Annotated in this window: 23 protein-coding genes; 9 read left to right on the forward strand and 14 right to left on the reverse strand. The window is 72.1% G+C overall.

The window, feature by feature from the left end:
- The first annotated feature begins 76 nt into the window (after positions 1 to 76).
- Both radA and disA read left to right on the forward strand, forming a co-directional pair.
- On the forward strand, positions 77 to 1609 hold the full coding sequence (radA, locus tag ACIA8O_RS34655; protein ID WP_396298001.1) for a DNA repair protein RadA: 1533 nt from the start codon (positions 77 to 79) through the stop codon (positions 1607 to 1609).
- Positions 1610 to 1794: 185 nt separating this feature from the next.
- The gene (gene disA / locus ACIA8O_RS34660; protein WP_396298096.1) at positions 1795 to 2853 is read left to right on the forward strand and encodes a DNA integrity scanning diadenylate cyclase DisA; all 1059 of its coding nucleotides are present in this window, start codon (positions 1795 to 1797) and stop codon (positions 2851 to 2853) included.
- Between the two features lie 7 nt (positions 2854 to 2860).
- On the opposite strand, the gene ACIA8O_RS34665 is transcribed toward disA, so the two are convergent.
- Complete coding sequence (locus ACIA8O_RS34665) at positions 2861 to 3478, reverse strand: ArsR/SmtB family transcription factor (protein ID WP_396298002.1); 618 nt, start codon at positions 3476 to 3478, stop codon at positions 2861 to 2863.
- Positions 3479 to 3582: 104 nt separating this feature from the next.
- On the opposite strand from ACIA8O_RS34665, the gene ACIA8O_RS34670 reads away from it, so the two are divergent.
- Positions 3583 to 4821: an MFS transporter gene (locus ACIA8O_RS34670; RefSeq protein WP_396298003.1), complete on the forward strand. Its 1239-nt coding sequence runs from the start codon at positions 3583 to 3585 to the stop codon at positions 4819 to 4821.
- A gap of 228 nt (positions 4822 to 5049) precedes the next feature.
- Here the strand turns inward: ACIA8O_RS34670 and ACIA8O_RS34675 are convergent, their stop codons facing one another.
- From ACIA8O_RS34675 to ACIA8O_RS34685, 3 genes are all read right to left on the reverse strand, one after another.
- Complete coding sequence (locus ACIA8O_RS34675) at positions 5050 to 6318, reverse strand: RNA polymerase sigma factor (protein ID WP_396298004.1); 1269 nt, start codon at positions 6316 to 6318, stop codon at positions 5050 to 5052.
- Positions 6315 to 6677 (reverse strand): YciI family protein, encoded by a 363-nt coding sequence (locus ACIA8O_RS34680; protein WP_396298005.1) that lies wholly within the window; start codon positions 6675 to 6677, stop codon positions 6315 to 6317. Before ACIA8O_RS34680 ends, ACIA8O_RS34675 begins: the two co-directional genes overlap by 4 nt.
- A 134-nt stretch (positions 6678 to 6811) precedes the next feature.
- Positions 6812 to 7810 carry a GlxA family transcriptional regulator gene (locus ACIA8O_RS34685; RefSeq protein WP_396298006.1) on the reverse strand — a complete coding sequence of 333 codons (999 nt, stop codon included), beginning with the start codon at positions 7808 to 7810 and terminating at the stop codon, positions 6812 to 6814.
- Positions 7811 to 7901: 91 nt separating this feature from the next.
- Here ACIA8O_RS34685 and ACIA8O_RS34690 point away from each other — a divergent pair, with 91 nt between their 5' ends.
- Positions 7902 to 8495 (forward strand): MBL fold metallo-hydrolase, encoded by a 594-nt coding sequence (locus ACIA8O_RS34690; RefSeq protein WP_396298007.1) that lies wholly within the window; start codon positions 7902 to 7904, stop codon positions 8493 to 8495.
- 71 nt (positions 8496 to 8566) lie between these two features.
- On the opposite strand, the gene ACIA8O_RS34695 is transcribed toward ACIA8O_RS34690, so the two are convergent.
- Both ACIA8O_RS34695 and ACIA8O_RS34700 read right to left on the reverse strand, forming a co-directional pair.
- Positions 8567 to 9775: a S8 family serine peptidase gene (locus tag ACIA8O_RS34695; RefSeq protein ID WP_396298008.1), complete on the reverse strand. Its 1209-nt coding sequence runs from the start codon at positions 9773 to 9775 to the stop codon at positions 8567 to 8569.
- Positions 9776 to 10102: 327 nt separating this feature from the next.
- On the reverse strand, positions 10103 to 10981 hold the full coding sequence (locus tag ACIA8O_RS34700) for a hypothetical protein (protein WP_396298009.1): 879 nt from the start codon (positions 10979 to 10981) through the stop codon (positions 10103 to 10105).
- A gap of 242 nt (positions 10982 to 11223) precedes the next feature.
- On the opposite strand from ACIA8O_RS34700, the gene ACIA8O_RS34705 reads away from it, so the two are divergent.
- Entirely contained in the window at positions 11224 to 12120 is an 897-nt protein-coding gene (locus ACIA8O_RS34705) for an A/G-specific adenine glycosylase (RefSeq protein WP_396298010.1), read from the forward strand.
- Positions 12121 to 12182: 62 nt separating this feature from the next.
- Here the strand turns inward: ACIA8O_RS34705 and ACIA8O_RS34710 are convergent, their stop codons facing one another.
- Positions 12183 to 13736: an MDR family MFS transporter gene (locus ACIA8O_RS34710; protein ID WP_396298011.1), complete on the reverse strand. Its 1554-nt coding sequence runs from the start codon at positions 13734 to 13736 to the stop codon at positions 12183 to 12185.
- A gap of 132 nt (positions 13737 to 13868) precedes the next feature.
- Here ACIA8O_RS34710 and ACIA8O_RS34715 point away from each other — a divergent pair, with 132 nt between their 5' ends.
- Complete coding sequence (locus tag ACIA8O_RS34715) at positions 13869 to 14480, forward strand: TetR/AcrR family transcriptional regulator (protein WP_396298012.1); 612 nt, start codon at positions 13869 to 13871, stop codon at positions 14478 to 14480.
- A gap of 117 nt (positions 14481 to 14597) precedes the next feature.
- Here ACIA8O_RS34715 and ACIA8O_RS34720 read toward each other — a convergent pair whose 3' ends face one another.
- Positions 14598 to 15413 (reverse strand): M23 family metallopeptidase, encoded by an 816-nt coding sequence (locus ACIA8O_RS34720; RefSeq protein ID WP_396298013.1) that lies wholly within the window; start codon positions 15411 to 15413, stop codon positions 14598 to 14600.
- A gap of 392 nt (positions 15414 to 15805) precedes the next feature.
- Between ACIA8O_RS34720 and ACIA8O_RS34725 the strand changes: the two genes are divergently transcribed.
- Complete coding sequence (locus ACIA8O_RS34725; RefSeq protein ID WP_396298014.1) at positions 15806 to 16324, forward strand: hypothetical protein; 519 nt, start codon at positions 15806 to 15808, stop codon at positions 16322 to 16324.
- Between the two features lie 58 nt (positions 16325 to 16382).
- On the forward strand, positions 16383 to 17501 hold the full coding sequence (locus tag ACIA8O_RS34730; RefSeq protein WP_396298015.1) for a threonine aldolase family protein: 1119 nt from the start codon (positions 16383 to 16385) through the stop codon (positions 17499 to 17501).
- A 76-nt stretch (positions 17502 to 17577) separates the two neighbouring features.
- On the opposite strand, the gene ACIA8O_RS34735 is transcribed toward ACIA8O_RS34730, so the two are convergent.
- Positions 17578 to 19935 (reverse strand): immune inhibitor A domain-containing protein, encoded by a 2358-nt coding sequence (locus tag ACIA8O_RS34735; protein ID WP_396298016.1) that lies wholly within the window; start codon positions 19933 to 19935, stop codon positions 17578 to 17580.
- A gap of 361 nt (positions 19936 to 20296) precedes the next feature.
- The gene (locus ACIA8O_RS34740) at positions 20297 to 22810 is read right to left on the reverse strand and encodes an ATP-dependent Clp protease ATP-binding subunit (protein ID WP_396298017.1); all 2514 of its coding nucleotides are present in this window, start codon (positions 22808 to 22810) and stop codon (positions 20297 to 20299) included.
- Positions 22811 to 23259: 449 nt separating this feature from the next.
- Between ACIA8O_RS34740 and ACIA8O_RS34745 the strand changes: the two genes are divergently transcribed.
- The gene (locus tag ACIA8O_RS34745) at positions 23260 to 23754 is read left to right on the forward strand and encodes a hypothetical protein (protein ID WP_396298018.1); all 495 of its coding nucleotides are present in this window, start codon (positions 23260 to 23262) and stop codon (positions 23752 to 23754) included.
- A 7-nt stretch (positions 23755 to 23761) separates the two neighbouring features.
- Here the strand turns inward: ACIA8O_RS34745 and ACIA8O_RS34750 are convergent, their stop codons facing one another.
- From ACIA8O_RS34750 to ACIA8O_RS34765, 4 genes are all read right to left on the reverse strand, one after another.
- Positions 23762 to 24112, reverse strand: coding sequence for an Lsr2 family protein (locus tag ACIA8O_RS34750; protein ID WP_396298019.1), 351 nt, complete (start codon positions 24110 to 24112; stop codon positions 23762 to 23764).
- A gap of 115 nt (positions 24113 to 24227) precedes the next feature.
- The gene (locus ACIA8O_RS34755) at positions 24228 to 24755 is read right to left on the reverse strand and encodes an amino-acid N-acetyltransferase (protein ID WP_396298020.1); all 528 of its coding nucleotides are present in this window, start codon (positions 24753 to 24755) and stop codon (positions 24228 to 24230) included.
- Between the two features lie 18 nt (positions 24756 to 24773).
- The gene (locus tag ACIA8O_RS34760; RefSeq protein ID WP_396298021.1) at positions 24774 to 25184 is read right to left on the reverse strand and encodes a BlaI/MecI/CopY family transcriptional regulator; all 411 of its coding nucleotides are present in this window, start codon (positions 25182 to 25184) and stop codon (positions 24774 to 24776) included.
- 103 nt (positions 25185 to 25287) lie between these two features.
- The gene (locus ACIA8O_RS34765; protein ID WP_396298022.1) at positions 25288 to 25437 is read right to left on the reverse strand and encodes a hypothetical protein; all 150 of its coding nucleotides are present in this window, start codon (positions 25435 to 25437) and stop codon (positions 25288 to 25290) included.
- Positions 25438 to 25440 lie beyond the last annotated feature (3 nt).

Here is a 25440-nt window from a genome sequence, read left to right on the forward strand (position 1 = left end):
CACCGTCACCTCCGCGAGCCGCCCCGTCACCCGTACGCGCCCCCGGTTGTCGGTGGCAGCCGTTACGGTGTGGGCCATGGCTGCCCGTACCAAGACCACCGCCAAGCCGCGCCCGGCCTACCGCTGCACCGAGTGCGGGAACGTGGTGCCCAAGTGGGTCGGCCGCTGCCCGGAGTGCAACGCCTGGGGGACGGTCGAGGAGTACGGCGCGGTGCCGATCCGCACCACGGCGGCCGGCCCGGTCAGTTCGCCCGCCAAGCCGATCGGGCAGATCGACGGGCAGGTGGCGACGGCCCGTTCGACGGGCGTGCCGGAGCTGGACAGGGTGCTCGGCGGCGGCCTGGTGCCGGGCGCGGTGGTGCTGATGGCCGGCGAGCCCGGCGTCGGCAAGTCCACCCTGCTGCTGGACGTGGCGGCCAAGGCGGCCACCGCGCAGCACCGCACGCTCTACGTCACCGGCGAGGAGTCGGCCGGCCAGGTCCGCCTGCGGGCGGACCGGATCAACGCGCTCTCCGACCACCTCTACCTGGCCGCCGAGTCCGACCTCGGCGCGGTGCTCGGCCACATCGACACCGTCAACCCCGGGCTGCTGATCCTGGACTCGGTGCAGACCATCGCCTCCGCCGAGCTGGACGGCGCCCCCGGCGGCCCGGCCCAGGTCCGCGAGGTGGCGAACGCGCTGATCCGGGTCTCCAAGGAGCGCGGCATGGCCACCCTGCTGGTCGGCCACGTCACCAAGGACGGCCAGATCGCCGGGCCCCGCCTGCTGGAGCACCTGGTCGACGTGGTGCTGAGCTTCGAGGGGGACCGGCACGCCCGGCTGCGCCTGATCCGCGGCGTCAAGAACCGCTACGGCGCGACGGACGAGGTGGGCTGCTTCGAGCTGCACGACGAGGGAATCGTCGGCCTGGCCGACCCGTCCGGCCTCTTCCTGACCCGGCGTGACAAGCCCGTCGCCGGCACCTGTCTGACCGTCACCCTGGAGGGCAAGCGCCCGCTGGTGGCCGAGGTCCAGGCGCTGATGGTGGACTCGCAGATCCCCTCCCCGCGCCGGACCACCTCCGGCCTGGAGTCGCCCCGGATCGCGATGATCCTGGCCGTGGTGGAGCGGCACGGCGGGGTGAAGCTCGGCAAGCAGGACATCTACACCGCCACCGTCGGCGGGGTGAAGCTCACCGAGCCCTCGGCCGACCTGGCGATCGCCCTCGCGGTGGCCTCCTCCTCCACCGACACCCCGCTGCCGAACAACCTGGTGGCGATCGGCGAGGTCGGCCTGGCCGGCGAGGTGCGGCGGGTGACGGGCGTTCAGCGGCGGCTCGCCGAGGCGCACCGGCTGGGCTTCACCCACGCCCTGGTGCCGCCGGATCCGGGCAAGGTGCCGCCGGGCATGAAGGTGGTCGAGGTCTCCGACATCGGCGAGGCGCTGCGGGCGATCCCCGGCCGCCGCCGGGCCTCCGCGAAGCCCAAGGCGGACGGTGCCGCGGGCTCCGCCGCCGCTCCGGCGCCGCGGCAGAGCACCCGTCAGCCGGCCCGTCAGGCCCCGGTCGCGGCCTACCCCGACGAGCTGATGGAGGGTTGGGAGCCGGTCGACTCCGACGAACTCATCTGACCCAGACCCCGTTATTGCCGCACGCCGTTAGACTTTCCCCTGTTTAATCGGCAGAAGCATCAATGCAGTAATGCAATAACGAGAGACAAGACCGCCGGGCCCCAGGCCGAGCGGTCCGGGTCTACCGGAGGAGTCACGTGGCAGCCAGCGACCGGGCGGACAAGTCCTCCCGTGAGGAGGCCCTGCTGCGGGCCTCCCTCAGTGCCATCGCCCCGGGCACGGGACTCCGCGACGGACTGGAGCGGGTGCTCCGGGCCAACACCGGCGGCCTGATCGTGCTGGGCTTCGACAAGACCGTCGACGCCATCTCCACCGGCGGGTTCGTGCTGGACGTGGAGTTCACCGCCACCCGGTTGCGCGAGCTGTGCAAGCTGGACGGCGCGGTGGTGCTGGACAAGGACATCACCAAGATCCTCCGGGCCGGCGTCCACCTGATGCCGGACTCCACCATCCCCACCGACGAGACCGGCACCCGCCACCGCACCGCCGAGCGGGTCAACCGGCAGACCGGCTACCCGGTGGTCGCGGTCTCGCACTCGATGCGCCTGATCGCCATGTACGTCAACGGCACCCGCCGGGTCCTGGAGGACTCCACCACCGTCCTCTCCCGGGCCAACCAGGCACTGGCCACCCTGGAGCGCTACAAGCTCCGCCTCGACGAGGTGGCCGGCACCCTCTCCGCCCTGGAGATCGAGGACCTGGTCACCGTCCGGGACGTCACCGCCGTGGCCCAGCGGCTGGAGATGGTCCGCCTGATCGCCGCCGAGATCGCCGGCTACGTGCTGGAGCTCGGCACCGACGGCCGCCTGCTCTCGCTCCAGCTGGACGAGCTGATCGCGGGCGTCGAGCCCGAGCGCGAGCTGGTCGCCCGGGACTACTTCCCCGAGCGGGCCGCCAAGCGCGGCAAGACCGTCACCGACGTGCTCGCCGACCTGGAGGCGCTCACCCACGCGGAGCTGCTCGACCTCCAGACCGTGGCCAAGGCCTTCGGCTACTCCGGCACCCCCGAGTCGCTGGACTCGGCCGTCTCACCGCGCGGCTACCGCCTGCTGGCCAAGGTGCCGCGCCTGCCCAACACGGTGATCGAGCGCCTGGTCGAGCACTTCGGCGGGCTGCAGAAGCTGCTGGCCGCCTCCATCGACGACCTGCAGACCGTCGAGGGCGTCGGCGAGACCCGGGCCCGCTCGGTCCGCGAGGGACTCTCCCGGCTCGCAGAATCGTCCATCCTGGAGCGTTACGTCTGACGGGTGGTCAGTCCTCGGCCGGGGGCAGCGGCTTGACGGCGTAGTAGAGCAGCATCAGGGAGACCTCGACGGCGTCCGGGTCGGTGCTGTTGCCGTCGGCGAGCGCCTCGTCGATCACTGCGGCGAGCCGGTCGCGCAGCTCCAGTGCCCGGGCGGGGCTCAGTCGCAGGCCGCCGTTGCTGAACAGGCTCGGTGAGGCGGCCCGCGCCGGATCCGTCGAGGGCAGCCCGAGCCGGCCGGCCAGGAACAGCCGCCGGTACTCGTCCCGGGCCTGGTCCAGTGCGGCCAGCATCGCGTTCAGCGCCTGCGGCCGTTCCTCCGAGTCGCTCGCGAACACGCTGTTGGAGATGTGCAGGGTCTTCTGCCCGAGCCGGTAGCGGCTCTCGGTGATGCCCGAGACCAGCCGGGTGCCGGCCACCATGATCAGGCCGACCTGCTCCAGCTGCTTGATGTGCCGGTAGAGCTTGGTCGGCGGCTCGTCCAGCGCGGCCGCGATCTCCTTGACCGTCAGCTCCTGCGGTTCGCGCCGGTACAGCGCGTTCATGATCGCGATCCGGACCGGGTCGGCGAGCGCCTTGAGGGTCGCCACGTCGGTGACCTCGCGCTCCGTCAGTTGCTCCACCACGCGGCCATTAACCCATGGACATCCACCCTTGTGCAAACGGTCACGCCTCTGCAATCGTTCACTCAAGCGTGAATGGTTTCCAGTGAGTGAACGGGGTGAGTGCGGTGACCGCGCTGCAGGTCGAACGCGAGACGGGGAACGAGCCGGAGCCAGTGGTGCCGCTGCGCCGCAACTGGCGCTTCCAGGCGCTCTGGAGCGGAGCCGCCGCCTCCATGCTCGGCACGATGGTGGCCGACACCGCCTACCCGCTGCTGCTGCTCACGATGACCGGCTCCCCGTCGCTGGCCGGGGCCTTCGGCGCGGTCCAGTTCACCGTCTCGCTGCTGCTCGGCCTGCACGGCGGCGCCCTGGCGGACCGGCGGAACCGCCGGGTGATCCTGATCGTCGGCGACGCCGTCCGGGTGCTCGCCACCCTCAGCGTCCCGGCCGCCCTCTGGCTCGGCCGCCTCACCGTCCCGCACGTCCTGCTGGTCGCCGCCGTGCTCGGCGCCACCATCGCCTACTCCGGGCCGGTGCGGATGCTCGCGGTCCGCTCGGTGGTGCCGCCGAGTCAGCTGCGCCAGGCCCTCAGTCAGGACGAGGTCCGGGTCAACGGCGCCTCCCTGCTCGGACCGCCGCTGGCCGGCCTGCTGCTCGGCCTCGGCCGGGCCGTCCCGTTCCTGGCCGTGGCGGCCGGCTCGCTCTACGCCCTGGCCACCGCCTGCCTGGTCCGCTTCGACGGCCGCCCCGGCGGTGAGGCCGGAGCGAAGGACGGCAGCATGCTCGACGGCCTGCGGGAACTGGCGCGCAATCGGCTGATGCTCGCGGTCCTCGTGGTGATCGCCCTGATCAACCTGGCCGGTTCGACCAGCCTGCTGCCGGTCATGGTGCTGCTGCGGGACAACGGCGTGAGCAGCACCGGCACCGGGCTGGTGCTGGCCGGCGAGGCGGTGGGCGGACTGCTCGGCGCGCTGCTGGTCCGCCCCCTGCACCGGTGGTTCGGCCCGGGGGTGCTGGCACTGCTGGTGAGCGGGGCGATGGTGCCGGTGCTGCTGGTGCCGTACGTGAGCGACTCCGCGGTGGTGCTGTTCGGGGCGCTGGTGCTGCTGGCACTGGGCGTGCCGGCCCTGCGGGTGATGCTGGACCTGCTGGTCTTCCAGCGGGTGGCCGACGAGGTGCGGGGGCGGGTGATCGCGGCCGCGATGACGGTGCTGATGCTCGGCGTTCCGCTGGGGATGTTCCTGGGCGGGATGCTCCTGGACCACCTGGCGGCACGGACCGTCCTCGGGCTGGTGGCGGCGGTGCTCGCGGTCGCACTGCTCGCGATGGCCGCACCGAGGCGGCTCCGCACCGCGACATGGTGATCCCAGGACCGCGAGCCTGATGGCCACCCCGGTGCAGCGAGGTCGGCGCTCACCCCGGTGCAGCGGGGTTGGTGGTCACCCCGGTGCGGGAGCCTGATGGTCACCCCAGGGCGGCGGGGTTGGTGGTCACCCCGGGGGCGCGGGGAACTGCGCGCGGCGGAAGGCACGGACCCGTCTGCCGGCTACGGAGCTTCACTTGCAAGTGGGCGTCCGTACCCGGCACTTGGGTCACGGTCTTCCGCTGCGCGCAGTTCCCCGCGCCCCCAGAAGCGTGGCCTTGTCCCGCAAGTGGCGTTGCTCGGGTGCGCTGCTGGTGCGGCGGGCGGCCTCGGCGTAGGCGGTGGCCGCCTCCTCGGTGCGGCCGAGGCGCTCCAGGAGGTGGGCGCGGGTGGCCAGGAGGCGGTGGTGGCGGGTCAGCCGCTTGTCGGTGGCGAGCCCGTCGACCACGGCGAGGGCCGCCTCGGGGCCGGCCACCTCGGCGAGGGCCACGGCCCGGTTGAGGCTGACCATCGGGCCGGGGTCGAGCTGCTCCAACAGGTCGTACAGGACCAGGACTTGGGGCCAGTCGGTGTCCTCCACCCTGGCCGCTTCGGCGTGCACTGCGGCGATCGCGGCCTGTACCTGGTAGGGGCCGACCCGCCCCAACGGCAGTGTGTGCTCCAGGAGTTCGACGCCCTCGGCGATCAGGGAGGCGTCCCAGCGGGAGCGGTCCTGGTCGGCCAGTGGCACCAACTCCCCGGCGGGGCCGGTGCGGGCGGGGCGGCGGGCCTCGGTGAGCAGCATCAGGGCGAGCAGTCCGGCGGCCTCGGTCTCGTCCGGGACCAGGCGCAGCAGCAGCCGGGTCAGCCGGAGTGCCTCGGCGGAGAGGTCGGGGGCGGTCAGGTCGTCCCCGCCGGTGCTGGTGTAGCCCTCGTTGAAGACCAGGTAGAGCACCCGCAGCACCTCGCCCAGCCGCTCGGCCCGCTCGGCCGGGGTGGGCATCCGGAGGTCCGCGCCGCCGTCCCGGACGGTCTGCTTGGCCCGGCTGATCCGCTGCGCCATCGTCGCCTCCGGCACCAGGAAGGCGGCGGCGATCTGAGCGGTGGTCAGGCCGCCGACCGCGCGCAGGGTGAGGGCCACCCGGCTGGGGCGGGAGAGTGCGGGGTGGCAGCAGAGGAAGAGCAGGGCGAGGGAGTCGTCCCCGGCCGGGGCGTCGAGGTCGGCGGCGGGGGCGAGCAGCGCGGACTGCGGGGTGGCCAGCGCCACCCGGTCCTCACGGTCCCGCCGGGCGGACTCGCTGCGCGCCTGGTCGACCAGGCGGCGGGAGGCGACGGTGACCAGCCAGCCGCGCGGGTTCTCCGGCAGGCCCTCGGCGGGCCACTGGAGGGCGGCGGCGAGCAGCGCCTCCTGCACCGCGTCCTCGCAGCTGTCGAAGGTGCCGTAGCGGCGCAGCAGCGCGCCGAGGACCTGCGGCGCGAGTTCGCGCAGCAGGTCCTCGGCGGCGGGGGTGAGGCTCACGCCTCGGGGGCGGCTTCGTGCAGGACCGGCCAGAGCTCGACCGGGTCCACGTCCGCGAAGGGCATGTCGGCCGCGATCTGCTGGGCCCGCTCCAGGCTCTCCACGTCCAGCAGGTAGAAGCTGGCCAGGTACTCCTTGGTCTCCAGGTACGGGCCGTCGGTGACGGCGGGGGCGCCGTCCTGACGGCGCACCAGCTGGGCGGCGGCCGCGTCGGCCAGGCCGTAGGCCCCGATCAGCTCCCCGGTCTCCTGGTACTTCCGGTTGAACGCGTCCTGCCGGGCGATCGCGGCCGGCCACTCCTCGGCCGGGAACGACTCCCACTTGGCCTGGTTGCCGTAGATCATCGCGACGTACTTCACGGTGGTTCCTCCTCGGTGCGGTGCACTGTCACCCTTCGGTCGGAGCCACCGCGAGGTTCTCTACACACCGGCCGGAATCTCTTCGAAGATCTTTTCCGCGACGGTACCGGACGGCCTGACCGGGCGTCAGCACCTCATCCGTCCGATCCGAATCCGTCCGGTCGGAGGACGGGCCCCGCCGCGAAGGTGCGGCGGTAGACGGTCGGGGGGACGCCGCGGCGGCGGACGAACTGGTCGCGCAGCACCGCCGCGCTGCGGTAGCCGACCAGGTGGGCGACCTCCTCGACGGGGAGGGTGGTGGTCTCCAGGAGTTCCTCGGCGCGGGAGAGGCGGAGTTCGAGGAGCCAGGCGTGCGGGGTGGTGCCGGTGGCGGCGGTGAAGCGGCGGGCGAAGGAGCGGCGGCTCATCAGGGCGCGGCGGGCCAGTTCGGCGACGGGGAGCGGCCGGTCGAGGTGGGCGCGGGCCCAGGCGAGGACCTCGGCCAGGCGTTCGTCCTCGGTGTCGGCGGGGACGGGGGCGGCGAGGTACTGGGCCTGGCCACCGGCCCGGTGCGGGGGGAGGACCAGGTCGCGGGCGATGGCGTTGGCGGTGGCGGCGCCGTACTCGCGGCGCAGCAGGTGGAGGCAGAGGTCGAAGCCGGCCGCCGCGCCCGCGCCGGTGACGATGCTGCCCTCGTCCACGTAGAGCGCCTCGGGCTGGACGGAGACCTCGGGGTGACGGTCGCTCAGCAGCTCGGCGAAGCGCCAGTGGGTGGTGGCCCGGCGGCCGTCCAGCAGGCCGGCGGCGGCCAGCGCGAAGCTGCCGACGCAGTGGGCGCCGACCAGGGCGCCGCGGGCGTGGGCGGCGGCGAGGGCGGCCAGCACGGCGGGTGGCGGCGGGGTGCGGAAGTCGGACCACGGGAGGAAGAGCACCAGGTCGGCGGTGGCCAGCCGGTCCAGGCCGTGGGCCACCTGGACCGGGACGCCGACGTCGGTGGGGACCGGGCCGGGCCGTTCGGTGCAGAGCGCGAAGTCGAAGCGGGGCAGCCCTCCGCCGCGCTCGGCGAACACCTCGGCGATCACCCCGACGGCGAGCAGTCCGACGCCGGGCGGGGCGTAGGCGGCGACGGAGCGGAAGGGGGCGGGAGCGGGCATCCGGGCAGTGTGGCACGGTTGGCACGAATCCCGCGATCGGTGGCATCACGGCCACTCGTCGGAACGCCGCAGGTCGGCGAGGCTCTACGGCATGACCACTGACGCACCTTCGGGCCGCAGCGCCTCCTTCACCGTCCTGACCACCGGCTACACCCTCTCCACCGGCCCCGGCGTGGCCGCCACCGTCTCGTACGTCACCGACGGCGGCCGGCACCTGGTGGTGGACCCGGGCATGGTGGCCCACCGGGACCGCATCCTCGGCCCGCTGGCGGAGCTCGGCCTGGCGGCGGAGGACGTCACCGACGTGGTGCTCAGCCACCACCACCCGGACAACACCATGAACGTCGGCCTGTTCGGCGAGGCCGCCGTCCACGACCACAAGGCCGAGTACCGGGCCGACCAGTGGACCGACCGCGACGCCGACGGGTACGAGCTCACCCCCTCCCTGCGCCTGATCGCGACCCCCGGCCACAGCCCGGAGGACATCACGCTGCTGGCCGGCACCCCGGAGGGCGTGGTGGCCTTCGTCGGCGACCTCTGGTGGCGCCCCAACGGCCCGGTCGAGGACCCGGTCTCCCCGGACCAGACGGTCCTGCGCGCCTCCCGCGAACGCGTCCTGGCCGCCGCCGACCTCATCGTCCCGGGCCACGGCGCCCCGTTCCGCGCGGCCGATGCGCTGCTCTAGGACGGCTGCTCCGGGGACGCCGCTGCCCGCCGCGGCCGAGGCGGGCCGGGCGGGCAGCGGGTGACGGAGGATCAGCCGATCACGCGCAGGAGCTTGTTGGGGCTGCCGGTGCCGATCGAGGTGAGGACGTTCGGGGTGGCGGCCGCGACCAGGGCCGAGGTGACGGCGGCCGGGGTGGCGGTGGTGTGGGTGGAGAGGTAGACGGCGGCGGCGCCGGCCACGTGGGGGGTGGCCATGGAGGTGCCGGAGATGGTGTTGGTGGCGGTGTCGCCGGTGCCCCAGGCGGAGGTGATGGAGGAGCCGGGGGCGAAGAGGTCGAGCCGGCTGCCGTAGTTGGAGAAGCTGGAGCGGGCGTCGGTGCTGGTGGTGGAGCCGACCGTGATGGCGGTCGGGACGCGGGCCGGGGAGTAGTTGTTGGCGTTGGCGTTGGAGTTGCCGGCGGCCACCGCGTAGGTGACGCCCGAGGCGATCGAGGCGGCCACCGCGTTGTCGAGGGTGGTGGAGACGCCGCCGCCCAGGCTGAGGTTGGCCACGGCCGGCTTGACCGCGTTCTTGGTGACCCACTCGACGCCGGAGACCACGCCGGCGGTGGTGCCGGAGCCGTTGTTGTCGAGCACCCGGACGCCGACCACCTTGGCGGCCTTGGCCACCCCGTACTTGGTGCCCGCGATGGTGCCCGCCACGTGGGTGCCGTGGCCGTTGCCGTCCTGGGCGACGGCGTCGTTGTCGACGAAGTCCCAGCCGTTGGCGGCGCGCGGTGCCAGGTCGGTGTGGCTGATCCGGACGCCGGTGTCGATGACGTACGCGGTGACGCCGGCCCCGGCCCGGTCCGGGTAGGTGTAGCTCTGGTTCAGCGGCAGCGCCGCCTGGTCGATCCGGTCCAGGCCCCAGGACGGCGGGTTGGCCTGGGTGGCGGTGACGGTGAAGACCTGGTTCTGCTCGACGCCGGCCACCGACGGGTCGGCGGCCAGGCGGCGGGCCTGAACGGCCGTCAGGCCCTCGACGGCGTAGCCGTGCACGGCCTTGTCCCAGACCTGGGTGATCCGGCCGCCGCGCTGGACGGCCAGGCCCTGGGCCGCGGCCGAGGAGGGGGCCAGGCCGGAACCGGGCTTGAGGGTCACCAGGTAGCTGCCGGGTATCGCGGACGGCGAGCTGGCCTGGAGCACCACGCCCTCGGCGGGGGCCGCGAAGGCGGGGGCGGTGACGGCACCGGAGAGGGCCGCGGTGGCGACGGCGGCGGCCAGGACGGCGAGCGCGCGGCGGCGGGTGTGCTGAGCCATGGGAGGGGTCCTCCTCGTCGGTGGTGCGGGGTGAGTGAGGACCAGCCTGAAGTCTTGGCGGTGTACCGACGAAGGGGCTTTCTCGTCGTCATGTACCGGACATGCTGCTGTGGTCCGGGGTTGGCGGGAGGCGGGGCGAATGCATCCCAAGCGGGCCGCCGGACGGGCCGCGGAAGGGCTCCGTTCACGGGGGCGTGACGTCCCGGACGCGGAGAGGTGGCCAGCACTGGCCGGAACCCGCCGGGGCGGCGGCGGGGAGATGGCGGAGAGACGGCGAGAGCCCCGCCGGACCGGGGTCCGACGGGGCTCCGCGACGAGAGGGAGGTCCTAGTTGTCCAGGCGGATCAGCGCGCGGGCCGAGACCGGGCCGCCGGCCGGGCCGGTCAGGGCGGCCTGCACCAGGTAGCGGCCGAGCGGGGCGGGGGTCGCGTCCGGGGTGGCGCACTGTTGCTTGGAGCGGCCGCGCTCCCAGGTGAAGGTCTCGGTCAGGCCGGTGCCGGCGCCGAGCTGCACCCAGGTGTCCTGACGGTCCGTCGGGCAGTCGCCGGAGGACCAGACCCGCTCGTTGGACTCCGCCAGCGTCACGGTGACGGTCGAGGCCAGCCGGCCGAGGTTGACCCGGCAGGCGCCGGTGGAGGTGTTGCGCACGGTGAGGGAGAGGCGGGGCTTCTCCTTGGCCTTGTAGGCGTCCTGACTGCCCGCCAGCTCCAGCGAGAGCTGTCCGGCCGAGCAGACCGGGAGGGCCATCACCTCGGCGGTGTTCACCGGCAGGGGGTTGCCCGCGCCGCCGGTGCCGCCCGCGGCCCCGCCGCCGGCCGTACCGCCGGAGCCACCCGTACCGCTGCTGCCGCCGTTGCTGCCGCCGGACGCGCTGCCCGTGCCGCCGCCGGCGGTCAGGCTGACCTCGCCGCCGCCGGAGCCGGAGACCCCGCCGCTGCCCGTGGAGCCGCCCGAGGAGCCGGAGCCGCCGGAGCCGCCGGGGCGGCTGTCCACGGCGGGGCCGGTCGGCGAGGCGCCCGGGGTGATGGACTGCACCGGGGCGGGCTGGGCGCCGCCCTGCTTGCCGGACTTCCCGTCGCCCCCGGAGCCGGCGAACATCCAGAAGGCCAGCGCCAACACGATGGCGAGGGCTACGAGCACGACGATCCGCCGACGCCAGTAGATCGAGGCCGGCAGCGGTCCCACGGGTTGACGCAGAGAAGGCACGGGCAAACTCTACGAGACCCGGAGGACCCGATGGTGCATCAACACCGGTCTGGCGTCGCTTCCTTCACATCATCCGTGTTTTGCTCCGGCCGGGTGAGGTCCCGGCACCGGCCGGGCGAGCCCCCGGCGTGCCTCCGGGCCCGCCGGCCGGCGGGCTGTCCGGCCCGCCCGTCCGCGGGTCGGACCGGGCCCCACCGGGCCGTTTGGAGGCCCGGCGAGGCCGGTGCGAGGATGGCCGGGCCATGGCTGCCACCACCACTGAGACCCCCGCCCCGCTGCTCCACTCGACCGTGCTCGACTGGTACGGGGCCAACGCCCGCGACCTGCCCTGGCGCACGCCGGAGGCGAGCCCCTGGGCCGTTCTGGTCAGCGAGTTCATGCTCCAGCAGACCCCGGTGAAGCGGGTGCTGCCCGCGTACGCCGCCTGGCTGGAGCGCTGGCCCACCCCCGCCGCGCTGGCCGCCGACGCGCCCGGCGAGGCGGTCCGGATGTGGGGCCGGCTCGGCTACCCGCGCCGGGCGCTGCGGTTGCACGCCGCCGCCACCGCGATCACCGAGCAGCACGGCGGGCAGGTGCCCGAGGACCACGCCGCGCTGCTGGCGCTGCCCGGGGTCGGCGAGTACACCGCCGCCGCCGTGGCCTCGTTCGCCTTCAAGCAGCGCCACGTGGTGCTGGACACCAACGTCCGCCGGGTCTTCGCCCGCGCGGTCACCGGCGTCGAGTACCCGGCCCAGGCCACCACCGCCGCCGAGCGCCGCACCGCCACCGCGCTGCTGCCCGAGGACACCGCCACCGCGGCGGTCTGGGCGGTCGCGGTGATGGAGCTCGGAGCGCTGGTCTGCACCGCGCGCAGCCCCGGGTGCGGGGCCTGCCCGCTGCGGCGGCGGTGCGCCTGGCAGGCGGCGGGGTGCCCGCCGTACGAGGGGCCGGCCCGGCGCGGGCAGACGTACGAGGGGACGGACCGTCAGGTCCGGGGCAAGCTGCTGGCAGTGCTCCGGGAGGCGCACGGCGAGGTCCCGCAGGCCCGGCTGGACGCGGTCTGGCCGGACCACGTGCAGCGGGCCCGGGCGCTGGACGGGCTGGTCGCCGACGGGCTGGTCGAGCCGGTCGCGCAGGGGGTCTACCGGCTGCCGCAGTAGCCCGCGCACGCCGAGGGGCCCGGTCCGTACGGACCGGGCCCCTCAGCCGTGCTGACGGCGCGTCACTCGGAGAGCACCGGCTCCCCGGCGCCGCGCAGCGGCACCTCGCGGAGGAAGACCGAGGCGGCCACCGCGACCAGGCTGATCACCGCGCCCCAGATGAAGACGGTGTGGATGCCGTTGGCCACCGCGTGGTGGAAGGCGTCCTGGACCGGGGCGGGCAGCGCCCGGACAGCCTCCGGGCCGAGCTGGGCGATGTTGCCGTGGCCGCCGCCCTGGACGCCGGCCCCGGCCATGGTCGAGGTGACCCGGTCGTTGAAGAGCGCGCCGAACAGGGCCACGCCGAAGGAGCCGCCGATGGTGCGGAACAGGGTGGCGGTGGAGCTGGCCACGCCCATGTCCTTGAGCTCCACGCTGTTCTGCGCGACCAGCATGGTGACCTGCATCAGGAAGCCCATGCCGGCGCCGAGCACCACCATGTAGCAGGAGGAGACGAAGCGGTCGGTGTCGGTGGAGAGGGTGGAGAGCAGCAGCGAGCCGCCGGCCATCACCGCCGTGCCGATGATCGGGTAGATCCGGTACTTGCCGGTCTTGGTGATGGCCTGGCCGACCACCAGCGAGACCACCAGCATGCCGAACATCATCGGCATCAGCTGCAGGCCGGAGGAGGTGGCCGAGGCGCCCTGCACGTGCTGCTGGTAGAGCGGCAGGAAGGTGACGGCGCCGAACATCGCGAAGCCGACGATGAAGCCGATCACCGAGACCATGGTGAAGTTGCGGTTGCGGAAGAGGTCGAGCGGGAGCATCGGCTCCTCGGCCTTCTGCTCCGCGTAGACGAAGCCGATCAGCGAGGCGACCGCGAGCGCGGTCAGGCCGAGGATCTGCTTCGAGGCCCACTCGTACTCCTGGCCGCCCCAGGTGGTGATCAGCACCAGCGAGGTGATGCCGACGGTCAGCAGGACCGCGCCGAGGTAGTCGATCTTCGCCTTGGAGCGGACCGTGGGCAGCTTCAGGGTGACCACGATGAAGGCCAGCGCGACCACGCCGAGCGGCAGGTTGATGTAGAAGGTCCAGTGCCAGCTGAGGTGGTCGGTGATGAAGCCGCCGATCAGCGGGCCGCCGACGGTGGCCAGCGCCATCACGGCGGCGAACATGCCCTGGTACTTGCCGCGGTCACGCGGGGCCACCAGCGCGCCCATGATCGACATGACGCCGACCATCAGACCGCCGGCGCCCAGGCCCTGCACGGCGCGGAAGGCGATCAGCTGACCCATGGTCTGCGAGAGGCCGGAGAGCGCCGAGCCGAGCAGGAAGATCGCGATCGAGATGACGAAGGTGCCCTTGCGGCCGTAGAGGTCGCCGAGCTTGCCCCAGATCGGGGTGGAGGCGGCGGTCGCCAGGGTGTAGGCGGTCACCACCCAGGAGAGGTGCTCGGCGCCGCCGAGGTCGCCGACGATGGTCGGCATCGCGGTGCCGACGATCAGGTTGTCCAGCATCGCCAGCAGCATGGCGACCACCAGACCGATCATCACCAGCCGGATCTCCCGCGGGCTGCGCGGGGTCGGGTCGGCGGCCGCTGCCGGCGGCTCGACGGTCTCGACCTGCTGTTTCGACATGGGTACGGGCTCCCTGCACTACCGCCGCCGGGTTACTTACTTGCCGCCCGGCTAGTTGATGGACCTGTGGCACGGTAAGGTGTCCTTGTCCTGACGTCAAGCCGATTTCCGACGAGCCGAGGCCGCCCACCGATGAGCACGACGCAGAGCCCGCGCACTGGCACCAGGGGACGGATCGTCGAGGTCGCCCTGGAGCTGTTCTCCGAGCAGGGGTACCAGGAGACCTCGCTCCGGGAGATCGCCGACCGGCTGGGTGTCACCAAGGCCGCGCTGTACTACCACTTCAAGACCAAGGACGACATCGTCCACGGCATCATCGAGCAGGCGGCGTCGCCGATCGACGAGGTGATCGCCTGGGGCGAGGGGAAGCCCTGGACGCCCGAGCTGCGCGACGAGCTGATCCGCCGCTTCGCCGCCGGCGCGGTGGGCCGGGCTCCGCTGCTGCGGTTCTTCCACGAGAACCAGCCGGCCCTGCGGGACTCCTCCTCCGGCCTGGCGTTCAAGGAGCGCATGGTCGCCATGATCAAGCTGGTGCACGGTCCGGAGGCGACTCCGGCGGACCGGCTCCGGGCGGCGATGGCGCTGTTCTCCTTCCACACCGCGCTCTTCCTGCTCAAGCAGGACTTGGAGGCGGGGCCGGAGGCGGCCTGCGCGACCGGCATGGTGACCAGCCTGGCGCAGGCGACGGACGCGGCCCTGGAGGTCGCGCTGGAGATCGCGGAACGGATCGAGCCCCGCGGCTGAGCCCCCGTCGGGGCGGGCCCCCGCGCGCCGGAGCCCCCGCGACACCCAGGTGTCGCGGGGGCTCCGGCATGCAGGGGGCAGGCCGTGGCTGACGGGGCGTCACGGCCTGCCGGTGCGTCAGAAGCCGACGGCGCCGTGGCCCTTGAGGTACGCCAGCGGGTCGATCACGGCCGCGTAGCGGTTGGCCGAACGGATCTCGAAGTGCAGGTGCGGGCCGGTGGAGTTGCCGGTGGAGCCGGCCTTGCCGATCTGCTGGCCCGCCTTCACGGTCTGGCCCGCCTTCACCCCGATCGAGGACAGGTGCGCGTACTCGGCGAACTTGCCGTCGGGCAGCTTCAGCACGACCTCGTTGCCGTACGCGCCGTCCCGGCCGGCCGAGACCACGGTGGCGTCGGCCACCGCGAGCAGCGGGGTGCCGGTGCTCACCGCGAAGTCGGTGCCGGTGTGGTAGCCGGCCGCGTAGCTGGCGTTCTTGCCGCCGTAGGGGTTGCTGATCCGCGCGCCGGGGGCGGGCGAGGTCCAGGACGGGGCGGGGGCCGGCTCGGGCTGCGCGGCGGGGGCCGGAGCCTCCGCCCGGGCCTCCGACCGGTCGGCGGCGGGGGCGCTCTCGTGGGCCTCGGCCGGAGCCTGGGCCTGGGCCTGGGCCTGGGCCTGGGCGAGGTTGTCGGCGACCGAGACGGCGGCCTGCGCGGAGGCGGAGTGCGGCAGCTCGTACGCGCCCGGCTGGGCGACCTCCACCGAGGCGTTCTGGTCGGTGTAGGCGGGGGCGGTGAAGAGCGAGGAGCCCGGGGTGGTCGGGTGCACGGTCTGCGCGGCGGCGGTGCCGGGCACCAGCAGCGCGCCGGAGGCCAGCGCCAGGGCGCCGGTCCAGAGCACGACCGGGCGGTGGGCGGTGAGCCAGCTCTTGGCGGCGTGGCGGGCGGACGTCGTCATGGTGGCAGCACCTCGGGGCAGCGGGGACGGATGGGGACCAGACAGGTCTAAACGGTCGGCGGGGGCTGCCCCAAACGGTGTGACGTACGACGGCGGGTAGTGCCCCGGGCGGGCTCTTGACGGGGTCCGCCGGGTCGGGCGGGCCGCTGCGGGGCGGTCGTCGGCTACTACCTCCGCTCGTACTCCCGTCCGGCCTGTGACGAGGCCCACCGCCTTACCCCGCCCGCCGGGGCGTCAACCGTGAGGGCGGTCACAGGACTGACGGGGTCTCATGGACATACCGGGCAAGCCGGACCGATGTGCGGAACGTGTGAACCCGTGTGCGAACGGAGCGGTACCCTCCGCGCACCCAGAGTTTCGGGGCTCCCCCCGACCGAGCCGGAACAGGTCGTATGAGACAGCCGAGCACCTCCCTGAGCACCGCCCTCCGCACCGCCCTCCGCGCCGCCTTCCTCGCGGTGGCCGCCACCGCCCTCGCCGCCTGCGGGCCGGGGACCGTCACCCCGGTCGAGGCCCCGACGAGCTCGGCCGCCGTCTCCAGCCCGGCGGCCTCGCCCACCCCCTCGCCCACTCCCTCGCCGACGCCGACCCCGACGCCCTCGGAGACGCCGACGCCGGCCCCCGCGGTGGTGGCCCCGTCCACCGTCCCGCCGGCCGCCACCCCGCCGGTCACCACCAAGGCGGCGACCACCAAGCCGGCCACGCCCAGGCCCGCCACCACCACGCCCTCGGCGCCGAGGACCACGGCCCCCGCCGCCCAGGTCTGCGAGATCAGGTCCAATGCGGGCAACTGCTACAACGACGGCCAGTTCTGCCGGAAGGCCGACCTCGGGCGCTCCACCCACGACCGCAACGGCGAGTGGATCACCTGCAAGGTGGACGGTTCGGTCTACCGCTGGATCGCCGGCTGACGGTCCGCCCCGTCCGCGAGCCTGTCGCTCCGACCGGTGCTGGTGCAGCATCGTTCGTATGACCGATTCCTCGCTCGCGGTCCTGCGGGACCGCCGCTTCACCGCCTTCCGCCGCTGCGGGCGGCTGCTCTCGGGCAGCCGCCCGCAGTCGCTCCGGGAGCGCATGGCCTCCCTGGCCGCCGAGTCCGAGACCGTCGGGCTCGACCTGGACGTCCGTCCCGACATGTACGGCGACGGTGTGGTGCACGCCCTGGAGCAGCGGGTCGCCGAGCTGCTCGGCAAGCCCGACGCCGCCTTCTTCCCGACCGGCACGATGGCCCAGCAGGTCGCCCTGAGGTACTGGGCCGACCGCACCGGCAGCCCGGTGGTGGCGATGCACCCGCTGGCCCACCCCGAGCGCTGGGAGCGCCGTGCCTACCAGCGCCTCACCGGCCTCTCCGCGGTCTGGCCGACCAAGGAGCCCCGGCTGCCCACGGCGGAGGAACTGCTCGGCTGCGAGGAGGAGTTCGGCACCCTGATGCTCGAACTCCCGCTCCGCGACGCCGGGTTCGTGCTGCCGAGCTGGGAGGAGCTGGTGGCGGCGGTGCGGGCCGTGGAGGGCGTCCGGGTGCACCTCGACGGGGCCAGGCTCTGGGAGTCGGTGCCCCACCTGGGCCACTCGCTGCCGGAGATCGCGGCCCTGGGGGACTCGGTCTACGTCTCCTTCTACAAGACCCTGGAGGGCATCAGCGGCGCCGCGCTGGCCGGCCCCGAGGCCTTCGTGCGCGAGGCCAGGGTCTGGCGCCACCGCTACGGCGGCCAGGTCTTCCAGCAGTGGCCGGCGGCGCTGTCGGCCCTGGCCGGGCTGGAGCGGGTGCTGCCGGAGCTGCCGGCCTACGTCGCCCAGGCGAAGGTGGTGGCGGCCGCGCTGGGGAGGGCGGCCGGGGCCCGGGTGGTGCCGGAGGTGCCGCACACCCACCAGTTCCAGCTCTGGCTGCCGTACGGGGCGGGGGAGTTGAACGAGGCGACGGTGCGGCTGGCGGAGGAGCAGGGCGTCGGGCTGTTCGGCCTGTGGGCCCCCGGGCTGGTGCCGGGCTGTGCGATGACCGAGGTGACGGTGGCCGCCGAGGCGCTGGAGTGGACGGCCGAGGAGATCGAGGAGGCCCTCACGGAGCTGCTGGGGCTGCTGGGGAAGTGAGGAAACACTCCGGCCCCGCCGGGACGAATCCCGGCGGGGCCGAAGTCACCTGTTTACCACGTCAGTTGAGCGGAGCTCACTTGCCGGGGCTGACCAGGACCAGGGTCTCGAGCTTGTTCCAGCTCTCGTAGAGGACCGAGATCGCGGTGTTGGTGTTCGGGACCTTGACGGAGGAGAACTTCGTCTCGGCGTCCCAGTACTTGTTCTTCGCGTCGTTGAAGGACGAGACGCCCTTCGAGGACGGGATGGTGGTGAGGACGTCCGCCTTGTGGAGCTTCAGGCCGTCGGTGCGGTCGAAGCCGAAGGTGGAGTCGTAACCCTGCAGGCGCGGACGCATGTAGGTGTTGTCGGCCCACTTGAGCGGGGTCGGGTGCGAGTCGACCGGCAGGACGAGGCCCTCACCCGGGTGGTTGGTGACGTTGTTGTCGGTCTGGGACTCGTCCCACAGCCAGATCAGAAGACCGTTCTGGTTGGCGTAGTGGTCCACCCAGTCCGGCTTCGCGGCCGAGCCGAAGACGTACGGGCCGGTCTTCAGGGTCTCGTCGTACGAGATGTACTGACGGTTCTCCACCAGGTAGTGCTGGGCGTAGTCCTTGGAGAACTTGCCGTTGATGCGGGAGAAGCCGGTGGCCGCCCAGCCGTTGTCGCCGTTCTCCACGGTGTCCGTGAAGACCTGCGCGCCGTCGGCGGTGATGGCGATGTTGTCGAGGGCGAGGCCCTTCTCGTGCACGCCACCGTCGGTGGTGTAGTGGAAGCGGACCTTGACGGCCTTGCCCACGTAGGGGTTCAGGTCGTAGGCCAGGTCGCCCCACTGACCGCCCGAGTTGCCGGTCAGGCCGGCCTTGTTGCCCGGGTTGAGCGGGATCGCCGTGCCGTTCCAGGTGCCGGTCAGGCCGACCCAGTTGGCGCCGCCGTCGGTCGAGACCTCGGCGTAGGCGTAGTCGTAGTCCTGCTCGATCTCGTACCAGCCCTTGGCCGTCAGCGAGGCCGAGGTCTTGCCGGTGAGGTCGACGTCGCGGGTGAGGGCGACGTTCAGGTCGTCGGCCGAGCCGCTCCACCACTCACCGCTGCCCTGGAAGGGGGTGTTGATCTCGGTGGTGACGGTCTTGTTCGGCAGGTCCACAACGAGGCCCTGCGGGCGCTTGTTGTTGTACTCGGCCGGGCCGAGGAGGTGGGCGGAGAACTTGCCCGCCTTGGCCTTCTCGAAGTCGAACCAGCCCAGCTTGAGCTTGGACCAGGCGTCCAGGTCCGACGGCTTGTCGCCGATCGAGTCCTTGCCGGTGCCGAGCCAGGAACCGGACGACATCAGCGACCAGAAGCCGACCGAGTTGTCGTTGCCGGAGCCGGTGGTGTCGTAGAGGTCCGGCAGACCGAGGTCGTGGCCGTACTCGTGGGCGAAGACACCGAGGCCACCGTTCTCGGCCTGCATGGTGTAGTCGCCGACCCAGATGCCGGTGTTGCCGGCCTGGGTGCCACCGAGCTTGTTGTTCGCCGGGCCGGTCTGGCCCTGGAGCGAGCCGTAGGCGTACGAGCGGTGGGCCCAGAGCGCGTCGGTGCCCTGGGCACCGCCGCCGGCGGACTGGTCCTCACCGGCGTGCACGATCTGGAAGTGGTCGACGTAACCGTCGGGCTCGTTGAAGTTGCCGTCGTGGTCGAAGTCGTACCGGTCCCAGGCGTCGTACTTGGCGATCTCGGCCTTGACCTGCTCGTCCGTCAGGCCCTTGGCCTTCTGGTCGGCGACCCAGGCGTTGACGCCGTCGCGGATCAGGTCCTGGGCGTTGTTGCAGACGTGCTGGCCGCAGTAGTCCGAGCCGTAACGGGCCTCGTTCCACGGCACCTTGACCCAGTCGGTGACCTGACCGTCGACCGAGTAACGGCCGGAGGACTGACGCTCGTAGTAGGTCTTGAGCGAGTCCTTGGTGGTGCTGAAGTACATGTCCTGGTAGTGCTGGCGGTTGTAGTCCGCCCGCCAGTCCGTGGAGTTGTCCTTCGTGCGGTCCGGCTGCGGAATCTGGTTCCGCTGCGGGCCGGGGGTGCCACCGTACTTGAGCTTGCCGTCGGGCAGCTTGGTGGTGTTGTCCACCTGGTCGGAGAACTCGACCAGGATGGTGAAGATCTTGTCCGTGCGCTCGCGGGCGAGCTCCACGTACTTGTCGCGGCCGAGCTTGATGCTGGAGCCGCCGTTGTGCTTCTCGATCTTCGCGGTGCCGGCGAGCAGCTGGTCCAGAGCGGCCTTCTGCTCGGCCTCGACCTTGGCGCTCAGCGGACCGGCAAGGTTGTGGTCCACGGACGCGGTCTGCACCGCGTCGGCCGGGTCGTTGCTGACCGGGACGACCGGGGCGGCCGTGGCGGAGGCCGGCAGGAGCCCCGCGCCGAGGGCGGTGATGACCGCCGCGGCCGCGGTCGCCGAGGCAACCTTCTTGGATATGTTCAACGTGGTGACGTCCTCCCCATACCGGCCAAGCTCTTGGCTCCGCCGGTGAACCAATGAAAGACAGGTGGACGTCATTTGATCCAAGCGTGGATGAAAAAGAAAGACCTTGACCATGGCATGGTCACGCCGCTATGCTCCGGCGCTCCGATCACCTGATCATGCGTCAAATCCCGGGGCCGAACCGGCTGGTGAGGCCGTCCATCGCGTACGGACCATCGGCGCCACCCGTCGATCGGCGGGGACCGGCGTGCGGTTCATCACAGGAATTGTGACCTGGGGATGAAGCGGCGGGCATAACGAAAGGGCCTCTGCCCCGGTGTTATGACCGGGGCAGAGGCCCTTTTCGAACTGGTGGGAAACCTTACTTGGTGAGGTCCGGACCCGCCGTCACCGCTGCCGGGGAGTCGGCCACGGGGGACTTCTCCTCGCCGCGGAAGGTGAACTTCGCGTCCTTGCCCTCGCCCTCGACGCCGACGACCACGATGTGGCCGGCGCGCAGCTCGCCGAAGAGGATCTTCTCGGACAGGTGGTCCTCGATGTCGCGCTGGATGGTGCGACGCAGCGGACGGGCACCCAGGATCGGGTCGTAGCCGCGCTTCGCCAGCAGCTTCTTGGCCTCGACGCTGAGCTCCAGGCCCATGTCGCGGTCCTTGAGGCGGCCGTCCACCTTGTCGATCATCAGGTCGACGATCTGGATGATGTCTTCCTCGGACAGCTGGTGGAAGACCACGATGTCGTCGACGCGGTTCAGGAACTCGGGGCGGAAGTGCTGCTTGAGCTCCTCGCCGACCTTCGCCTTCATCCGCTCGTACCCGGTGGTGCTGTCACCCGTGGCCGCGAAGCCGAGGTTGAAGCCCTTGGAGATGTCCCGGGTGCCGAGGTTGGTGGTCATGATGATGACGGTGTTCTTGAAGTCGACCACCCGGCCCTGGGAGTCGGTCAGGCGACCGTCCTCCAGGATCTGCAGCAGCGAGTTGAAGATGTCCGGGTGCGCCTTCTCGACCTCGTCGAAGAGGACCACCGAGAACGGCTTGCGCCGCACCTTCTCGGTGAGCTGGCCGCCCTCCTCGTACCCGACGTAGCCGGGCGGGGAGCCGAAGAGCCGGGAGACGGTGTGCTTCTCCGAGAACTCCGACATGTCGAGCGAGATCAGCGCGTCCTCGTCGCCGAACAGGAACTCGGCCAGCGTCTTGGACAGCTCGGTCTTACCGACGCCGGACGGGCCGGCGAAGATGAACGAACCGCCGGGACGCTTCGGGTCCTTGAGGCCCGCACGGGTGCGCCGGATCGCCTGGGAGAGCGCCTTGATGGCGTCCTTCTGGCCGATGACGCGCTTGTGCAGCTCGTCCTCCATGCGCAGCAGGCGGGAGGACTCCTCCTCGGTCAGCTTGAAGACCGGGATGCCGGTGGCGGTGGCCAGGACCTCGGCGATGAGCTCCTCGTCCACCTCCGCGACGACGTCCATGTCGCCGGCCTTCCACTCCTTCTCCCGCTTGGCCTTCGCGGTGAGGAGCTGCTTCTCGTCGTCGCGCAGCGAGGCGGCCTTCTCGAAGTCCTGCGCGTCGATCGCGCTCTCCTTCTCCCGGCGCACGTCGGCGATCTTCTCGTCGAACTCGCGCAGGTCCGGCGGCGCGGTCATCCGGCGGATGCGCATCCGGGAACCGGCCTCGTCGATCAGGTCGATCGCCTTGTCCGGCAGGAAGCGGTCCGAGATGTAGCGGTCGGCCAGGGTCGCGGCGGCGACCAGCGCGGCGTCGGTGATCGACACCCGGTGGTGCGCCTCGTAGCGGTCCCGGAGGCCCTTGAGGATCTCGATGGTGTGCGGCAGCGAGGGCTCGGCGACCTGGATCGGCTGGAAGCGGCGCTCCAGCGCGGCGTCCTTCTCCAGGTGCTTGCGGTACTCGTCCAGCGTGGTGGCACCGATGGTCTGGAGCTCACCGCGGGCCAGCATCGGCTTGAGGATCGACGCGGCGTCGATCGCGCCCTCGGCGGCGCCCGCGCCGACCAGGGTGTGCAGCTCGTCGATGAACAGGATGATGTCGCCGCGGGTGCGGATCTCCTTGAGCACCTTCTTCAGGCGCTCCTCGAAGTCACCGCGGTAGCGGGAGCCCGCGACCAGCGCGCCGAGGTCCAGGGTGTAGAGCTGCTTGTCCTTCAGCGTCTCGGGAACCTCGCCCTTGACGATGGCCTGGGCCAGGCCCTCGACCACGGCGGTCTTGCCGACGCCGGGCTCACCGATCAGCACGGGGTTGTTCTTGGTGCGGCGGGACAGCACCTGCATGACCCGCTCGATCTCCTTCTCGCGCCCGATGACCGGGTCGAGCTTGGCCTCGCGGGCGGCCTGGGTGAGGTTGCGCCCGAACTGGTCCAGGACCAGGGAGGTGGAGGGGGTGCCCTCGGCGGGGCCGCCGGCCGTGGCCGACTCCTTGCCGCCCGACTGGTAGCCGGAGAGCAGCTGGATGACCTGCTGGCGCACCCGGTTGAGGTCGGCGCCCAGCTTCACCAGGACCTGGGCGGCGACGCCCTCGCCCTCGCGGATCAGGCCGAGCAGGATGTGCTCGGTGCCGATGTAGTTGTGGCCGAGCTGGAGGGCCTCGCGGAGCGACAGCTCCAGCACCTTCTTGGCCCGCGGGGTGAAGGGGATGTGACCGGACGGGGCCTGCTGGCCCTGGCCGATGATCTCCTCGACCTGCTGGCGGACGGCCTCCAGAGAGATCCCGAGGCTCTCCAGGGCCTTGGCGGCGACGCCCTCGCCCTCGTGGATAAGGCCCAGGAGGATGTGCTCGGTGCCGATGTAGTTGTGGTTGAGCATCCGGGCTTCTTCCTGAGCCAGGACGACAACCCGCCGCGCGCGGTCGGTGAACCTCTCGAACATCGTTTATCGCTCCTCAGAGCGGTCGGGCAGTTCGGGGACTGTCCCCGCCCTGTCCTTCCGCATGCTAGTCCCGCTCAGCGGCGCGGCTCACGGATCGGCTCCACTCGCGTGGAGCCTTATCAGCTGCGCGACCAGCCGACACCATTCCCAACCTGATGCTGGGTGACGGTGTTCCCACGGTCGGGCCCCATGCACCCGATTCCGCTACGCCAACGGCGAACAAGGCCCGTCGTGGACGCGTCGGCCGGTCCCGCGATCTGCTCGGCCGGGGCCCTCTGCCCCACCCACCTGCATTCATACCCGGTATTCCGGCGAGTTTCGCGCAGTTTCCCCGGTGGCGGTGTTCGCCTGGCGAGAAGTCCCCCGGGGTGACGGGGGATCAGCTCGGGCCCGGGGCCGTCCGGGTGGTGCCCGCGTGACCGCCGTGCCCCTCCAGCGTTGCACAGCCCATGACCGTCCAGTCGGGCCGGACCGCCGCCCCCGGGGTGCTGCTCGGCTCGGACCGGGTGGAGCTGGCCCGCCCGGCGGGGCTGGCCGCGCTCGTCCGGCTGGACCGGCTCGGCCGGCCCACCGGGCCGGTGCTGGCCCGCGGCCGCCGGGCCGCCTTCCTGCTCGCCCCCGGCACCGCCGAGCAGGTGCCGGAGCTGCTGGACTGGCTCGGCTGGGGCCCCGGGCTCGGCCTCGACCTGGTGCCGCTGGCGGCCGGGGACCTCAGGGTGCCGCCGCCCAGGCCGCCGCGGCCGGACCGCTCCGGTCCGCGCCGGGCCGGGGTACGGCCGCGGGGCGCGGAGGGGGACCCTCCGCGCCCCGATGACCGACGGACGGTCTGGTTGCGTCACGGCGGGCACGGCCCGGGCCTGGACCTGCGCTCGCCCGACCTGCTCCGCCTGCTGGACTGCCTGGCCGACGCCTGCGCCCGGGCCAGGCTGGGCCTGGCGCCCTGACGGGGCGTCAGGACGGGTTCTCCCGCTCGTACGCCTCGCGCACGTTGCTCGGGACGCGGCCGCGGTCGTTGACCTCGAAGCCGTTCTCCTTCGCCCAGGCGCGGATTTTGGCGGTGTCCGGGGCACCGGCCGCCGGGCGGCCCGCGCTCCGCGCCGCACCGCGGCGGCCGCCGGCCAGACGGCCGCTCTGCTTGCGGCCCTTGTCCACGTACGGGGCCAGCAGCCCGCGCAGCTTGTCCGCGTTCGCGCTCTTCAGGTCGATCTCGTAGGCCACGCCGTCCAGGGCGAACGTCACGGTCTCGTCCGCCGAACCGCCGTCGAGATCGTCTTCAAGAATGACCTGCACCCTCTGTGCCACGGGCTTCCCTTTCCGTGTAAACGACCCATTGCCTGAGGAAAGGAAAGCGCCTTTTCCGTGAAAACACAAACCCCTGGCTGCTCCGAAGGTGTCCGATGGCCTGTTCCGTACGTGTTCAGAGGCGCAGCAGCATGCGCGAGTTGCCCAGCGTGTTGGGCTTCACGCGCTCCAGGTCCAGGAACTCCGCGACACCTTCGTCGTACGAACGTAGAAGCTCCTCATAGACGTCCGTAGCGATGGCCGCCGGGTCTGAGGTACCGTCGTCGGTTTCGCCGATCTCCACGAAACCGTGTTTCGCGAAGAAGGAGACCTCGAACGTCAGGCAGAAAATCCGACGGACGCCCAGCCAGCGGGCGGTGGCCAGCAGCTTCTCCAGCAGCAGGTGGCCGATGCCCTGGCCGTGGCAGACCGGGTCCACCGCGAGGGTGCGCACCTCGGCCAGGTCCTCCCACATCACGTGCAGGGCGCCGCAGGCGACCACCAGTTGGTCCTCGTCGCGTTCGGCGACCCAGAACTCCTGGACGGACTCGAACAGTGTGACCGTCGGCTTGTCGAGCAGAATGCCGTTCCGCGCGTAGCCGTCGATCAGTCGCCGAACGGCACGCACATCGCTGGTCCGCGCCCGGCGGATGGTGACCTCCATGGCGGGACGCTATCGCGCTCAGGCGTCCGTGGTCTCCCCGGTATCGCCTTCCCCGCCGGCCGGCGGGGTGTCGGGCGAGGTGACCCGCAGGGCGTCACGGAGTGCCTCGCGCTGCTCCGGCGACATCAGGCCGAAGAAGTGCACCAGGGCCGCGGCGGGATTGTCACTGGTGGCCCAGGCGTCGTTCATCAGGGCCGCGGTGTACGCCTCCCGGGAGGAGACCGGCTCGTACACATAGGCCCGGCCGGCCCGCTCGCGGCGGAGCCAGCCCTTTCTGTGGAGCTTGTCGAGCACCGTCATGACGGTGGTGTACGCGATATCGCGTTCCTCCCGCAGATCCAGCAGAACCTCGCGAACGGTGACCGGCCGGTTCCACCGCCAGACCCTGGTCATGATGGCGTTCTCGAGTTCTCCGAGTTGCCGCACCATAGTCCGGCCAGGATAGGGGGGAGAACCGGACAAATTTTGCTTATTCGACGCAAAGCGGCGCGCCGCCACCCCGAAGGGTGACGGCGCGTCAGCGGGCTTGCGGTTATTCGGCGTTCCGGGTCGCCAGCGCCTCGGCGGCGGCGTCCTCCTTGGCGCGCTGGGCGCCGCCCTGGGAGCGGATGATGGCCCGCACCAGGAAACCGAAGCCGATCGCCATCACCAGCGGGGGGACGATCGCGCTCACGTAGTCCATCGG

Origin of the sequence: Kitasatospora sp. NPDC051853, from assembly GCF_044452665.1 — a bacterium.
Taxonomy (GTDB): domain Bacteria; phylum Actinomycetota; class Actinomycetes; order Streptomycetales; family Streptomycetaceae; genus Kitasatospora.

Coding starts and splice junctions, on each gene's coding strand:
- ACIA8O_RS34760 (WP_396298021.1), bottom strand. CDS start 25,184: ATGGTGCGGCAACTCGGAGAACTCGAGAACGCCATCATGACCAGGGTC.
- ACIA8O_RS34730 (WP_396298015.1), top strand. CDS start 16,383: ATGACCGATTCCTCGCTCGCGGTCCTGCGGGACCGCCGCTTCACCGCC.
- ACIA8O_RS34695 (WP_396298008.1), bottom strand. CDS start 9,775: ATGGCTCAGCACACCCGCCGCCGCGCGCTCGCCGTCCTGGCCGCCGCC.
- ACIA8O_RS34745 (WP_396298018.1), top strand. CDS start 23,260: ATGACCGTCCAGTCGGGCCGGACCGCCGCCCCCGGGGTGCTGCTCGGC.
- ACIA8O_RS34715 (WP_396298012.1), top strand. CDS start 13,869: ATGAGCACGACGCAGAGCCCGCGCACTGGCACCAGGGGACGGATCGTC.
- ACIA8O_RS34705 (WP_396298010.1), top strand. CDS start 11,224: ATGGCTGCCACCACCACTGAGACCCCCGCCCCGCTGCTCCACTCGACC.
- ACIA8O_RS34685 (WP_396298006.1), bottom strand. CDS start 7,810: ATGCCCGCTCCCGCCCCCTTCCGCTCCGTCGCCGCCTACGCCCCGCCC.
- ACIA8O_RS34720 (WP_396298013.1), bottom strand. CDS start 15,413: ATGACGACGTCCGCCCGCCACGCCGCCAAGAGCTGGCTCACCGCCCAC.
- ACIA8O_RS34755 (WP_396298020.1), bottom strand. CDS start 24,755: ATGGAGGTCACCATCCGCCGGGCGCGGACCAGCGATGTGCGTGCCGTT.
- ACIA8O_RS34690 (WP_396298007.1), top strand. CDS start 7,902: ATGACCACTGACGCACCTTCGGGCCGCAGCGCCTCCTTCACCGTCCTG.
- ACIA8O_RS34740 (WP_396298017.1), bottom strand. CDS start 22,810: ATGTTCGAGAGGTTCACCGACCGCGCGCGGCGGGTTGTCGTCCTGGCT.
- ACIA8O_RS34765 (WP_396298022.1), bottom strand. CDS start 25,437: ATGGACTACGTGAGCGCGATCGTCCCCCCGCTGGTGATGGCGATCGGC.
- ACIA8O_RS34710 (WP_396298011.1), bottom strand. CDS start 13,736: ATGTCGAAACAGCAGGTCGAGACCGTCGAGCCGCCGGCAGCGGCCGCC.
- radA (WP_396298001.1), top strand. CDS start 77: ATGGCTGCCCGTACCAAGACCACCGCCAAGCCGCGCCCGGCCTACCGC.
- ACIA8O_RS34725 (WP_396298014.1), top strand. CDS start 15,806: ATGAGACAGCCGAGCACCTCCCTGAGCACCGCCCTCCGCACCGCCCTC.